The organism is Pseudomonas arvensis (genome assembly GCF_056688935.1).
In genome coordinates, this window is sequence record NZ_CP162038.1 from 2,842,443 (window position 1) to 2,854,733 (window position 12,291).

The 12,291-nt window shown below is 61.4% G+C and carries 13 protein-coding genes and 1 pseudogene; 8 read left to right on the forward strand and 6 right to left on the reverse strand.

Going from position 1 to position 12,291, the window contains the following annotated elements; translation table 11 throughout:
• Nucleotides 1–245: 245 nt before the first annotated feature.
• Nucleotides 246–353 (forward strand): annotated as a pseudogene (locus AB3G88_RS12670) (alpha/beta fold hydrolase); the annotation flags it as partial.
• On the opposite strand, the gene AB3G88_RS12675 reads toward AB3G88_RS12670, so the two are convergent.
• A complete protein-coding gene (locus AB3G88_RS12675) occupies nucleotides 350–1,300 on the reverse strand; it encodes an alpha-E domain-containing protein (RefSeq protein ID WP_112195228.1) in 951 nt (316 codons plus the stop codon). The pseudogene AB3G88_RS12670 and the gene AB3G88_RS12675 overlap by 4 nt on opposite strands.
• A gap of 3 nt (nucleotides 1,301–1,303) precedes the next feature.
• Nucleotides 1,304–2,713, reverse strand: coding sequence for a circularly permuted type 2 ATP-grasp protein (locus AB3G88_RS12680; RefSeq protein ID WP_099582905.1), 1,410 nt, complete (start codon nucleotides 2,711–2,713; stop codon nucleotides 1,304–1,306).
• 418 nt (nucleotides 2,714–3,131) lie between these two features.
• Between AB3G88_RS12680 and AB3G88_RS12685 the strand changes: the two genes are divergently transcribed.
• The 3 genes from AB3G88_RS12685 to AB3G88_RS12695 all read left to right on the forward strand — a co-directional run bounded on the left by AB3G88_RS12685 (nucleotide 3,132) and on the right by AB3G88_RS12695 (nucleotide 4,106).
• On the forward strand, nucleotides 3,132–3,677 hold the full coding sequence (locus AB3G88_RS12685; protein ID WP_099582907.1) for a hypothetical protein: 546 nt from the start codon (nucleotides 3,132–3,134) through the stop codon (nucleotides 3,675–3,677).
• 70 nt (nucleotides 3,678–3,747) lie between these two features.
• Nucleotides 3,748–3,960, forward strand: a complete 213-nt coding sequence (locus AB3G88_RS12690) for a hypothetical protein (protein WP_112195229.1) — start codon at nucleotides 3,748–3,750, stop codon at nucleotides 3,958–3,960.
• 11 nt (nucleotides 3,961–3,971) lie between these two features.
• Nucleotides 3,972–4,106, forward strand: a complete 135-nt coding sequence (locus AB3G88_RS12695; RefSeq protein ID WP_256592792.1) for a hypothetical protein — start codon at nucleotides 3,972–3,974, stop codon at nucleotides 4,104–4,106.
• Here the strand turns inward: AB3G88_RS12695 and AB3G88_RS12700 are convergent.
• From AB3G88_RS12700 to AB3G88_RS12715, 4 genes are all read right to left on the reverse strand, one after another.
• Nucleotides 4,097–4,444, reverse strand: coding sequence for a helix-turn-helix domain-containing protein (locus tag AB3G88_RS12700; RefSeq protein ID WP_099582911.1), 348 nt, complete (start codon nucleotides 4,442–4,444; stop codon nucleotides 4,097–4,099). The genes AB3G88_RS12695 and AB3G88_RS12700 overlap by 10 nt on opposite strands.
• A gap of 84 nt (nucleotides 4,445–4,528) precedes the next feature.
• Nucleotides 4,529–5,761 (reverse strand): EAL domain-containing response regulator, encoded by a 1,233-nt coding sequence (locus tag AB3G88_RS12705; RefSeq protein WP_099582912.1) that lies wholly within the window; start codon nucleotides 5,759–5,761, stop codon nucleotides 4,529–4,531.
• A gap of 9 nt (nucleotides 5,762–5,770) precedes the next feature.
• Entirely contained in the window at nucleotides 5,771–6,154 is a 384-nt protein-coding gene (locus AB3G88_RS12710) for a response regulator (RefSeq protein ID WP_099582914.1), read from the reverse strand.
• The gene (locus AB3G88_RS12715; RefSeq protein ID WP_112195231.1) at nucleotides 6,139–7,488 is read right to left on the reverse strand and encodes a sensor histidine kinase; all 1,350 of its coding nucleotides are present in this window, start codon (nucleotides 7,486–7,488) and stop codon (nucleotides 6,139–6,141) included. The genes AB3G88_RS12710 and AB3G88_RS12715 overlap by 16 nt, the downstream gene beginning before the upstream one ends.
• A 314-nt stretch (nucleotides 7,489–7,802) precedes the next feature.
• On the opposite strand from AB3G88_RS12715, the gene AB3G88_RS12720 reads away from it, so the two are divergent.
• Genes AB3G88_RS12720 through AB3G88_RS12735 form a run of 4 tightly spaced genes read left to right on the forward strand, consistent with a single transcriptional unit; the run spans nucleotide 7,803 to nucleotide 12,286 of the window.
• Nucleotides 7,803–9,335 carry a sugar ABC transporter ATP-binding protein gene (locus tag AB3G88_RS12720; RefSeq protein ID WP_400524569.1) on the forward strand — a complete coding sequence of 511 codons (1,533 nt, stop codon included), beginning with the start codon at nucleotides 7,803–7,805 and terminating at the stop codon, nucleotides 9,333–9,335.
• A complete protein-coding gene (locus AB3G88_RS12725; protein ID WP_480454224.1) occupies nucleotides 9,328–10,305 on the forward strand; it encodes an ABC transporter permease subunit in 978 nt (325 codons plus the stop codon). The genes AB3G88_RS12720 and AB3G88_RS12725 overlap by 8 nt, the downstream gene beginning before the upstream one ends.
• 34 nt (nucleotides 10,306–10,339) lie before the next feature.
• Nucleotides 10,340–11,272 (forward strand): ABC transporter substrate-binding protein, encoded by a 933-nt coding sequence (locus AB3G88_RS12730; protein WP_480454226.1) that lies wholly within the window; start codon nucleotides 10,340–10,342, stop codon nucleotides 11,270–11,272.
• 21 nt (nucleotides 11,273–11,293) lie between these two features.
• The gene (locus AB3G88_RS12735; protein WP_480454227.1) at nucleotides 11,294–12,286 is read left to right on the forward strand and encodes a LacI family DNA-binding transcriptional regulator; all 993 of its coding nucleotides are present in this window, start codon (nucleotides 11,294–11,296) and stop codon (nucleotides 12,284–12,286) included.
• Nucleotides 12,287–12,291: the final 5 nt, after the last annotated feature.

Here is a 12,291-nt window from a genome sequence, read left to right on the forward strand (position 1 = left end):
TTGTGGTGAGCGGGCTTGCCCCGCGCTGGGCTGCGAAGCGGCCCCAATCCAGGCACCGCGTTTTTTCAGTCATAACCCATTGGCCGGTTTTGGGGCGGCTTCGCCACCCAGCGCGGGGCAAGCCCGCTCACCACAAAAAGCCCGCTCACCACAGGGTTCGGTGTCAACCTTTAAGAGTTGTGTAGATTCCTATGCCTCATGAGCCAATCCACCGAGCAACGCGTCGCCGGCCCCGAGCAGGGCCCGCCCCGCAGTTGGAACAGCATGTTCTTGCCAACTGCGGGCACTGGATCCAGAACGAGCAGGCTGCGCAGGTCAACCGGCTGCTGCTGGATTTTTTACGCCAGCGCTAGACCACTTCCAGATAAGAACTATGGATCGCCCGCGCCAATTCCCGCACGGTGTCGATAAAGTCCGTGAGACGGCTGTGCAGGCCGTCTTCAAGAATTTCATCAATTCCGGTATAGCGCAGCCGTGCCTCGAACTCCGCCGCCAGGCGCTGCGCCGCACGGCCATAGCTGCCGGGCAGGTCCGCCAGGATATGGCTCAACTCCTCGATGCACGCATGCAACGAACGCGGTACATCACTGCGTAACAACAGCAATTCGGACACCGAGCGCGCATTCAGCGCATTGGGGTACAGCTCGGTATACGCCTCGAAGGACGAAAGCGCACGGAGCAGGGCGCTCCACTGGTAATACCCGCGTGCCGAGAGGTCGCTGACTTCTTCCGACTCTTCGCCAAACATCTCGTAGCGTGCATCCAGCAACCGCAAGGTGTTGTCCGCACGCTCAACGAAGGTGCCCAGGCGGATAAACCGATAAGCGTCGTTACGCATGATGGTGCCGGACGTCGCCCCACGAAACAGGTGCGAGCGCTGCTTGACCCAGTCACAGAAGTGGCTGATGCCGTGTCGCGCCAGGCCGCCGGCGGCGATGCTGCGCATTTCCAGCCAGGTGGCGTTGAGGTTTTCCCACATATCGGCGGTGATGCGCCCGCGCACGGCGTGAGCATTGCCACGGGCGGCGCGCAGGCAGTTGTAGATGCTGGCGGGGTTTTCTTCGTCGAGGGCGAAGAAGTGCAGCATGCGCTCGGCGTCCAGGGTTTCATGGCGTTCGAGGTAGCTGTCCAGGGTGCCGCTGCTGAGCAACGACATGGCCAGTTCGTCGAGGCCATCGGTGTGCCCGGCTTGCGGCATCAATGACAGCGAGTAACTGACTTCGAGCATGCGCGCCAGGTTCTCGGCGCGCTCCAGGTAGCGGGACATCCAGTACAGATCTGCGGCGGTTCTACTCAACATGATTCAGCCCTCCACCACCCAGGTGTCCTTGGTTCCGCCGCCTTGCGACGAGTTGACGATCAACGAGCCCTCACGCAGCGCCACCCGCGTCAGGCCACCGGGCACCAGGCGGGTCTCCTTGCCCGAAAGCACGAAGGGCCGCAGGTCGATATGCCGCGGGGCAATGCCGTTTTCGACAAAGGTCGGGCAGGTGGACAGGCTCAGGGTCGGTTGGGCGATATAGGCGTGAGGACGGGCCTTGATGCGTTGGCGGAAGTCCTCGATCTCGGCGGCGGTGGAGGCGGGGCCGACCAGCATGCCGTAGCCGCCGGAGCCTTGGGTTTCCTTGACCACCAATTCACCCAGGTTGGCCAGCACATGGGACAGTTCATCCGGCTTGCGGCACTGGAAGGTCGGCACGTTTTGCAGGATCGGCTCTTCATCCAGGTAAAACTTGATCATCGCCGGCACGTAGGGGTAGATCGACTTGTCGTCCGCCACGCCAGTGCCTATTGCGTTGGCCAGCACCACGTTGCCGGCGCAATAGGCCGCGACCAGGCCAGGCACGCCGAGCATCGAGTCCGGGTTGAATGCCTGGGGGTCAAGGAAGGCATCGTCGATGCGCCGGTAGATCACATCCACCGCCTTGGGACCGTCGGTGGTGCGCATGAAGACCTTGAGGTCGTGCACGAACAGGTCGGCGCCTTCCACCAGCTCCACGCCCATTTCCCGCGCCAGGAACGCATGTTCGAAGAATGCGCTGTTGAAGCGGCCAGGGGTCAGCACCACCACGTTGGGGTTATCCAGGCGGCTGGCGCTTTTCAGGGTCTTGAGCAGCAGGTTGGGGTAGTGGTCCACGGGTGCGATGCGCTGCTTGGCGAACACTTCCGGGAACAGGCGCATCATCATTTTGCGGTCTTCGAGCATGTAGCTCACGCCGCTGGGAGTGCGCAGGTTGTCTTCGAGCACGTAGTACGTGCCGTCGCCGTCGCGCACCAGGTCGACGCCGGATATATGCGAGTAGATATCGCGGTGCAGGTCCAGCCCGACCATCGCCTTTTGATAACCCTCATTGCCCAGCACCTGATCCGCCGGAATGATCCCGGCCTTGATGATGCGCTGGTCGTGGTAGATATCGGCGAGGAACATGTTCAGCGCGTTGACCCGCTGAATACAGCCGCGTTCGATCACGCTCCACTCACTGGCGGGGATGCTGCGGGGGATGATGTCGAAGGGGATCAGGCGCTCGGTGTCTTGCTCGTCACCATAGAGGGTGAAGGTGATCCCGGCGCGGTGGAACAGCAGGTCGGCCTCGCGGCGGCGCTGGGCCAGCAGTTCCGGCGGCGTGTTGGCCAGCCAGCGGGAGAAATCCTGATAGTGCGCACGGCATACGCCATTTGCGTCATTCATTTCATCAAAGAAAGATCGAGCCATTCCAGTACCTTGTCAGTGCCCAGGGTTGCGTGGGGGGTGGCACTGCCGCTTTAAAAAACGCATGTTTTTATGAGCCTGTGGCGCAGAGTGCCAGCAGGCCTGGTCCTTACTTTCTTATGAGGTCGGCTCTGGGTCGGGGGGTAACGATTGCTCCTGTTTACGGGCAGATGAATGGGTTAAGCAATGCGTGTGCCGAAACCCATGCCCGCGTGCTCAATGACCTTGTAGTGAGCGGGCTTGCCCCGCGCCGGGCTGCGCAGCAGCCCCCAAAAAGAATCGCATCGCTGCGCACTCCAGCGACGAGCAGGCCCAATCCCCACAAAGAGGCAATGGGCGCCCTTGTTTGGTGCGCAACAAACTTGAACTTCATCCGCGCCAGGTTTTTCTAACAGGACTCGAAGCCTAATGGAGCACGATCGTGCCCAGAATCATCTCTCCGCACACACCGGAAGCGGCGCTGACCGATCACAGCGAACACAGCGCCAAGATCTTTGGTTCACCCAAGGACCGCCTGGACTTCTACCGCCGCGAGATCCAGTACGAAACCAGCATCCTCGCCAACCGCACCGATGCCTACCTCACGGCGCAGTCGTTTCTGGTCATCGCCTTTGTATCGGGCATGGGCAATCTCAATCCGGAGTGGGGCAAGCTGTTTACCCTGGTGGTGCCGGTCTTTCTGGCGGTGCTGGGCATCCTCAGCTCGCTCAACGCCTGGCCGGGCATTCGTGCGGCCTACGACATCATTGATCACTGGCATTACAAGCAAAGCGAGCTGCTGCGCAGCGAGCCAGTGATGGGCCTGGCCTATGACGAGTCGCCGCTGTTCTCGGAAGTGGAGTCGTCCCACAAGGGCTATCGCAAGTCGCTGTTGTTTTCGATGCGCGCACCGTGGTTGTTCATGGCGTTCTGGCTGTTGCTGGGGATGTATGCGTTCTACATCCAGATCGACAATCCCATCCGCTAAGCAATCGAACGGAACTTCAAGCGGCCTCGCGGCGCCTTAACATCATGTAGGCCAAGTAGAGGTGAGTACCATGAGTACAACTGACGACCCGCAAACCAGCAACCGTAACGACCCGGCGATTGATGGCGGCGAGCCAGCACCGTCGACGGCTGCGGATGCGCCAAAAGACCCGAATGCCGGGCGTGATCCCAAAGCCGAGGAGAACGCTTATAGCCCCGATTTCGAGCCTGAGCCTGAGCACAAGCCTGAAACCGATGCGGACATCGACACACAAGGCGGATAGTGGAGAGGGTCATGTCAAAAGAACTCGACGAAGAACTCAACGACCCGGGCAATGAAGACCCAGGTTCATTGATGGATGATGCCGAAGTGCCGCTGAATGATCTGGATGAAGCGGCGGACGTGGGCAATACCGAGGATCAGGATTGATCCGATGTGTCCCGTGACGACGGGTCCAGGATGAAGTAGATGTCGCCTTCATCCTGCCCGTCCGGCGGCAATTCCTGACCCAGCACGCGGTTGTCGATCAGTGTTTGCGCCTGCGCACGGCTGATGGAGATAACAGTGCTGGGCTTGCCAGTAATCACGTACACCACATCCACACCTTCAGCGGCCAACGCCGCGAGGTAATCGGCGCGCGGCATATCTTCCCCCTGCTCATACTGCCGCTGTTCCCGCGCCGTTACGCCGCCGGCCTGAGCCAGGTATTGCTGGGAATACCCCAGGCGTTGGCGCTCTTCATACAACCGCTGGCCTATCTTTTTCATCGCATTTCTCGCGCTGCTGGTCCTGACAGTTAGAAGCTGCGGTACGGTGCGAAATTCAGTTTTTTTCGATGTGTCATGCGTGCCCTACGCGAGCAACAGTTGCTCCAGCGCTTCCACTGGCAGCGGCCGACTGTAGAGATAACCTTGAATCTGATCACACCCGGCCTCCTTCAGGAACGCCAGTTGTGCAGCGGTTTCTACGCCTTCGGCGACGACCAGCAAGCCCAGTCCGTGGGCCAGTTCGATAATCGTGCGGGTGATAGCCGCGTCCTGCGGGTTAGTGGTGACTTCACGGATAAAGGCGATGTCGATCTTCAATGTATCCAGGGGAAAGCGGCGCAGGTAGGCCAGGCTTGAATAGCCGGTACCAAAATCGTCAATGGAGATCTTCACGCCCATGGCGCGCAAACGTTGGAGGCTGGCGATGGTGCGCTGGGTGTTTTCCATCAGTGAGCCTTCGGTCAATTCAACCTCCAGCCAGTGCGCTTCAACCCCGGTTTTGGCGAGGATTCGCGCAATGTCGGCAATCAGGTCGCCGTTGATCAACTGCAGGCCGGAGACATTCACCGAGACCTCCCGTGCACCGATATCGCTGCGCTGCCACCTGGCGATCTGTTCGCAAGCCCGCTCAATGACCCAGCGCCCAACGGGTACGATCAGGCCCAGGCTCTCCAGGATCGGCACAAACACCGCGGGCGAGACCGCACCATAGCCGGGCCGGTCCCAGCGCAGCAGGGCTTCCAAGGCGCAGACTGTTCCGCTGGCTACCTCGACCTTGGGCTGGTAATGCAGCGTGAACTCATTGCGTTCAACCGCTCCGCGCAGGGCTTTTTCCATGTCTTGGCGTGCGAGGTCGTGCACCGTAAACAGGGTGGTGTCATCGGCGTGCAGTTGCTGCTCAAGCATGATGCTGTGTTTTTTCAGCTCGTCGCCATGGGCCTTGAGCCGCAGCAAATTACGCACGCGCAGCCACAACTCGACCCGTTCAATCGGTTTGCTGATGAACTCTTCAGCGCCCGTCTCCAACCCGCTGACCCGCGCACTGGCGTCGCTCAACGCCGAAAGCATGATGATCGGGATGTTCGCCGTGGCCGGGTTGCCCTTGAGCTGGCTGGCGACCTCGTAGCCGTCCATGCCCGGCATCATGATGTCCAGCAGGATCAGGTCCGGCGGCTGCTGCGCCACCAGGCGCAAGGCCTCTTCACCGCAGCAGGCACTCTGGGTCACGTAGCCCTCGTGATGCAGCAGGGTTTCCAACAACTTGCGAACCTGGGGTTCGTCGTCAACGATCAATAGCGTTGCGGGTGAGCTGGCCATGGAGAGGACTCATACAGGAGGAGTGAGGGTCGGGTTCAGCAGGGTGTCGATCTCCTGGTACAGCTCCTTGTAGCGCAGGGGTTTGCTGACATACGCGTCGCACCCGGCCAACCGGGCTTTTTCCCGGTCTTCCTTCATGGCCATGGCGGTAAGGGCGATCACCGGGATGTGCGCGGTATGAGGGTCTTGCTTGAGCAATCGGGTTGCTGCCAGGCCGTCCATGCCTGGCAATTGAATATCCATCAGGATCAGCGCCGGCTGGTGTTCGCGGGCCATGGTCAGGCCGCTCTCGGCATCGGCGGCCCACAACACGCTGTGGCCGGCGTTGACCAGCAACAAGCGCGCCAGGCGCATGTTGGCTTCGTTGTCTTCGACAATCAGGATTTCGGGCATGTGGCCTCCGCCGTGTCGATCGCACGATGCAGCGGCAGCCACACCACAAAACGCGCACCCAGGCCTTCGCGGCTGGCCACGGCAACGCTGCCACCCTGAAGGTCGGTGAGTTGCTTGACCATCGCCAGGCCCAGCCCGGTACCTTCGAATTTGCGCGCCAGGCTGCTGTCGATCTGGCTGAAGGCCTTGAACAGCTTGCCCATGTCATCCGGGGCGATGCCGATACCGCTATCGCTTACGCTCAGCTCAAGGAATCGCTGGTGCACGCTGGGTTGCAGGGCAAAGCCGTGTACCGGCCAATCGCCGGGGACCTCGCCGACTTGCGCGCGGCCGACCTCCCGCACCGCCAGGGTCACGTCGCTGCCGTGTGCGCTGAACTTCACCGCATTGGCCAGCAGGTTGTAGACGATCTGCTTGGTCTTGCGCAGGTCCAGCACCAGCGTGCCCAGGTCGTCCTGGCTGTCGAGTTTGAGTTGGATACGCTGCAGGGCGGCCTTTTCGCGCACGATCAGCAGGCTGTTGGCCAACAGGCCGGCCAGTTCCACCGGCTCCAGTTCCAGGTCCATCATCCCGGCCTCGACCTTGGACAAATCGAGGATGTCGTTGATCAGCGACAGCAAGTGCTGGCCGCTGGTGAAAATATCGCCGATGTATTCACGCTGGATCTCGCTCATGTCGCCCACCAGGCCGTCCTTCAACGCCTCGGAAAAACCGATCACCGCATTCAGCGGCGTACGTAGTTCGTGGGACATGGTCGCGAGGAACTCGGACTTCATGAGGTTGGCGTGTTCCAACTCCAGGTTCTTTTCTTCCAGGGCGCGCTCAAAGCCTTTGCGCTCGGCTTCTTCCTGTTTGCGTGCAGTGTTGTCGGTGCCGATCAGCAGGTAGCCGATGATGGTGTCATTGCGATTGCGCAACGCCGTCACCGACACCATGGCGGACAGGCGACTGCCGTCCTGGCGGATGTAGGTCAGCTCGTAGATGTCCTCAATGCCCCGCGAGGCTTTGAACACCAGCGCCTCGAAGCCAGGCGTGATGGGCGTGTCGAGTTCTTGACTGAGGGCGGCGGCGCGGGTGATCAGCTCAGCAGGGTCGGATATATCGGCGGGGGTGATGCGGTTGACTACATCGGCTGCGGCGTAACCGAGCATGCGTTCGGCACCGACGTTGAAGATCTGGATCACGCCTTTTTCGTCGGTAGCGATGCTGGAGAAGTAAGCACTGTTGAAGATGGCGTCTTGCAGGGCACCGGTCTTGAGCAGGGTTTTCTGACGTTTGAATTCGACGATTTTTTCCGCGCGTGACTGCGGCGGCGTGATTCCAGGTGTTTCCATCGTTAGCGCGTTCCGTGAACTTCAGGCCCGCCTTCGTCAGCAGGCGAGGGCGCAGAGCATGCTCACAGAAGATCGCAATGACGCGACGAGGAGGAGATGAGGTGCTTGGACAATAGCAGAGATTATGGCGCTTTGATGGCTAACCGTATCCGTTTGGTGTGATACGTCTGCATTGGGGTGTTTTTAGTTTTGTGCGCTGATGAAACGTTTCACTAATCGATAAATGGCGTAGGCAAGCGCTTGCGTAAGCAAATGTATCTGAATTAGAGTCGTCCTCGCTCGACCACAAAAATAATAAAACCAGGAGCTCATTGATGAGCCTTGAACCCTTGCTTGAGATGCAGGGCATCAGCAAAACCTTCAACGGTTTGCGCGTGCTCAAAAGTGTCGGCCTGAAGGTCTACCCCGGCGAAATCCACGCCTTGATGGGGGAGAACGGCGCCGGCAAATCGACGCTGATGAAAATCCTCTCCGGCGCCTACCAGGCCGATCCCGGCGGCGAAATCCGCATTGCCGGCCAGGCCATCGCCACCTACAACCCCGCCACCGCCAAAGCCCTCGGCATCGCCGTGATCTATCAGGAATTGAGCTTGTGCCCGAACCTGAGCGTGGCCGAGAACATCTACCTGGGCCGCGAACTGCGCCGAGGCTGGACCATCGACCGCAAGGCCATGCAGGCTGGCTGCATCGAAGTGCTGCAACGCCTGGGCGCGGAGTTCACGCCGACCACCCAGGTCAGCAGCCTGTCGATAGCCGAGCGCCAACTGGTGGAAATCGCCCGCGCCTTGCACGCCCACGCCAGGATTCTGGTGATGGACGAACCCACCACGCCGCTGTCGTCCCGCGAGACCGACCGCCTGTTCGCGCTGATCAAGCAACTGCGCAGCCAGGGGTTGGCGATCATCTATATCAGCCACCGCATGGCCGAGATCTATGAGTTGTCCGACCGCGTCTCGGTGCTGCGCGACGGCCAGTACATCGGCGAACTGACCCGCGACGCGCTGTCGGCCGAGGTGTTGGTAAAGATGATGGTGGGCCGCGACCTCTCCGGCTTCTATAAAAAGGAACACGCCGCCTACAACCCCGGCAACGTGGTGATGCGTGTGCGCGACATGGCCGATGGCAAGCGCGTGCGCAACTGCAGTTTCGACGTGCACGCCGGTGAAGTGCTGGGCATCGCCGGGCTGGTCGGGGCAGGGCGCACGGAGCTGGCGCGCTTGATCTTTGCCGCCGACCCACGCACCAGCGGCACCCTGGAAGTGGTGGGCAAGACCGTCACCCAACTGCGCACCCCGGCGGACGCGATTCGCGCCGGCGTGGTGTACCTCACCGAAGACCGCAAGGCCCAGGGCCTGTTCCTGGACATGAGCGTGGCCGACAACATCAACGTCTGCGCTTGCGTGCCCGATGCCCACGCAGGTGGCGTACTCGATCGCGGGCATGCGGCGCAGCGCGCGAATGCTGCCATCAAGTCACTGTCGATTCGCGTGGCGTCGGGCAAGGTCAACGTGGGCGCGCTGTCCGGCGGCAACCAGCAGAAGGTGTTGCTGGCCCGGCTGCTGGAGGTCAAGCCCCACGTGCTGATCCTCGACGAACCTACCCGGGGCGTGGACATCGGTTCCAAGTCCGAGATTTACCGCATCATCAACCAACTGGCCCAGGCCGGCGTGGGCATCGTGGTGATTTCCAGCGAGCTGCCGGAAATCATCGGCACCTGCGACCGGGTGCTGATCATGCGCGAAGGCCAGTTGGTGGCCGAAGTCGGCGGGGCCTCGGGCCACGCTATATCCCAGGAACGTATTATTGACCTCGCCACCGGTGGCGATCAGGTGGTTGCCCATGGCTGATTCAATGATTGCAACAACAGGCGAGGCAGAGCGCGCCCGCGAACTGATGCGCACGGTCGGCATGTTGCCGGTGCTGATCCTGCTGCTGGTGGGCTTTGCCTTGGCCAGCGAGAACTTCCTGACGGTGCAGAACCTGTCGATCATCACCCAGCAGGCCTCGGTCAACGTGGTGCTGGCGGCGGGCATGACCTTTGTGATCCTCACGGCGGGCATCGACCTGTCGGTGGGCGCGATTCTGGCGGCATCCGCTGTGGTGGCGTTGCAGGCGTCGATGTCGCCGCAGTTCGGCATGTTCGGGATTGCCGCCGGGATTGGCTTTGGCCTGCTGCTGGGGCTGGTCAACGGCGGGTTGATCGCCTTTATGCGCCTGCCGCCGTTTATCGTCACCCTCGGTGCACTCACCGCCATGCGTGGGTTGGCGCGGTTGCTGGCGGACGACAAGACGGTGTTCAACCCCGACTTGCCGTTTGCATTTATCGGCAACGACTCGATCCTGGGTGTGCCGTGGCTGGTGGTGATCGCCGTGGCGGTGGTGGCGCTGTCGTGGTTCATCCTGCGCCGCACGGTGATGGGCGTGCAGATTTATTCGGTGGGCGGCAATCCAGAGGCGGCGCGGCTGTCCGGGATCAAGGTGTGGAAGGTGCTGCTGTTTGTCTATGCCATGTCCGGTGCGTTGGCCGGGCTCGGTGCGGTGATGAGCGCCTCGCGGCTGTTCGCGGCCAATGGCCTGCAACTCGGGCAATCCTATGAGCTGGATGCGATTGCGGCGGTGATCCTCGGCGGCACCAGCTTTACCGGCGGCGTGGGCACCATTGGCGGCACCTTGATCGGTGCGCTGATTATCGCGGTGCTGACCAATGGCCTGGTGCTGCTGGGCGTCTCGGATATCTGGCAGTACATCATCAAGGGCATCGTGATCATTGGCGCGGTGGCGCTGGATCGTTATCGCCAGTCCGGTGCGCGGACCTGATTTCACTCATACAACAATCACAAGAGAGATCACCATGAAGCTTAAACACCTGTTCCCCGTCGTTGCGTTGGCTGCCCTGATGTCCCAAGCCGTGGAGGCCCGTGAACTCAAAGCCCTGGGCATCAGCATGGGCTCGTTGGGCAACCCGTACTTCGTGACCCTGGCCGACGGCGCAACCGCCCGCGCCAAGGAGCTGAACCCCAGCGTCAAGGTCACCTCGGTGTCGGCCGACTATGACCTGAGCAAGCAGTTCTCACAGATCGATAACTTCATCTCGTCCAAGGTCGATCTGATTCTGATCAACGCCGTGGACCCCTCCGCCATGGCATCGGCGATCAAGAAGGCCCGCGATGCCGGGATCGTCGTGGTCGCGGTGGACGTCGACGCAAAAGGCGTGAACGCTACCGTGCAGACCGACAACGTCGAAGCCGGCAAGCTCGCCTGCCAGTACCTGGTGGACAAGCTCTCGGGCAAAGGCAATGTGATCATCCAGAACGGCCCGCAAGTCACCGCCGTGACCGACCGCGTCAAAGGCTGCAAGGCGGCGCTGGCCGGGGCGCCGGAGATCAAGGTGCTGTCCGACGACCAGGACGGCAAGGGCTCGCGCGAAGGCGGCTTGAATGTGATGCAGGGTTACCTCACGCGCTTCGCCAAAATCGACGGGCTGTTCGCGATCAACGACCCGCAGGCTATCGGCAGCGACCTGGCGGCCAAGCAGCTCAAGCGCAGCGGCATCATCATTACCTCGGTGGACGGCGCGCCGGATATCGAGAACGCCCTGAAGACCGACACCCAGATCCAGGCCTCCGCCAGCCAGGACCCTTGGGCCATGGCCAAGACCGCGGTGAATGTGGGCAATGACATTCTCAATGACAAAGCCCCGGCCGAAGCGGTTACCCTGCTCACCCCCAAACTCATCACGCGCGACAACGTCGGTACGTATAGCGGCTGGTCGAGTAAACATTGATCTATTGAAAGGAACCGCGCCGTGGTCACCATGGATGACGTGGCAAGCCGGGCGGGGGTGTCGACCTCGACCGTGTCCCATGTGTTGAACGGCACCCGCAAAGTCAGCCCGGCCACGGTGCAGGCGGTGCAGCGGGCGATCCAGGCGTTGGGGTATATCCCCAATACCCTGGCGCGCTCGCTGGCCCGTTCCAGTACCAACACCATTGGCGTGGCGATCTCGGCGTTGTCCAACCATTACTTCAGCGAAACCGTGCACGCGATTGAAACCGAGTGCGCCAAACACGGCTACATGATGCTGTTTGTCGATACCCATGACGACTCGGAGCAGGAGTTGCGGGTGGTCACGGCGCTGCATCACCGGCGCGTCGACGGGATTGTGCTGGCGCCGTCCAACGGCTCGATGGCCCTGGAGTACTTGCAGGCCAACGAGATTCCGGCGGTGCTCGTGGATCGCATGATGAGTGAGCAGTTCGACCAGGTCGGGGTGGAGAATGCGCAGCCGACCCAGGCCCTTATTGAACACCTGGTTGCCCATGGGCATCGCCGTATCGCTTTCATTGCCGGGCGTGCCGGGTTCAGCACCACGGATGAGCGTGTGGCCGGGTACAAAGCGGCGTTGCAGGCGGCGGGGCTGGTGTTTGATGCGCAATTGTTGGTCAACGGCGGCTCCAACACTGAGCCGGCACGCCAGGCCACCGTGCAGTTGCTGCGCCTGGCTGCGCCGCCTACGGCAATTATGGCCGGCAATAACCTGATGACCCTCGGTGCCATGCAGGCATTGCGGGAGGCGCAGATCGAGGTGCCGGGGCAGATGGCCCTGGTGGGCTTCGATGATTTCGATTGGGCGGATTTCTTCGTGCCGCGCTTGAGCCTGATCGCGCAGCCGGTCCAGGCCCTCGGCGCACGTGCGGTGGACTTATTGCTGCAACGCATGGCTTCGCCCAGCTCGCCGCCGCAGAGCGTACGACTGGCGCCGACCCTGCAAATACGTAACTCCTGCGGCTGTGATTGATTGGA

Coding starts and splice junctions, on each gene's coding strand:
- AB3G88_RS12675 (WP_112195228.1), bottom strand. CDS start 1,300: ATGTTGAGTAGAACCGCCGCAGATCTGTACTGGATGTCCCGCTACCTG.
- AB3G88_RS12680 (WP_099582905.1), bottom strand. CDS start 2,713: ATGGCTCGATCTTTCTTTGATGAAATGAATGACGCAAATGGCGTATGC.
- AB3G88_RS12690 (WP_112195229.1), top strand. CDS start 3,748: ATGAGTACAACTGACGACCCGCAAACCAGCAACCGTAACGACCCGGCG.
- AB3G88_RS12695 (WP_256592792.1), top strand. CDS start 3,972: ATGTCAAAAGAACTCGACGAAGAACTCAACGACCCGGGCAATGAAGAC.
- AB3G88_RS12700 (WP_099582911.1), bottom strand. CDS start 4,444: ATGAAAAAGATAGGCCAGCGGTTGTATGAAGAGCGCCAACGCCTGGGG.
- AB3G88_RS12705 (WP_099582912.1), bottom strand. CDS start 5,761: ATGGCCAGCTCACCCGCAACGCTATTGATCGTTGACGACGAACCCCAG.
- AB3G88_RS12710 (WP_099582914.1), bottom strand. CDS start 6,154: ATGCCCGAAATCCTGATTGTCGAAGACAACGAAGCCAACATGCGCCTG.
- AB3G88_RS12715 (WP_112195231.1), bottom strand. CDS start 7,488: ATGGAAACACCTGGAATCACGCCGCCGCAGTCACGCGCGGAAAAAATC.
- AB3G88_RS12720 (WP_400524569.1), top strand. CDS start 7,803: ATGAGCCTTGAACCCTTGCTTGAGATGCAGGGCATCAGCAAAACCTTC.
- AB3G88_RS12725 (WP_480454224.1), top strand. CDS start 9,328: ATGGCTGATTCAATGATTGCAACAACAGGCGAGGCAGAGCGCGCCCGC.
- AB3G88_RS12730 (WP_480454226.1), top strand. CDS start 10,340: ATGAAGCTTAAACACCTGTTCCCCGTCGTTGCGTTGGCTGCCCTGATG.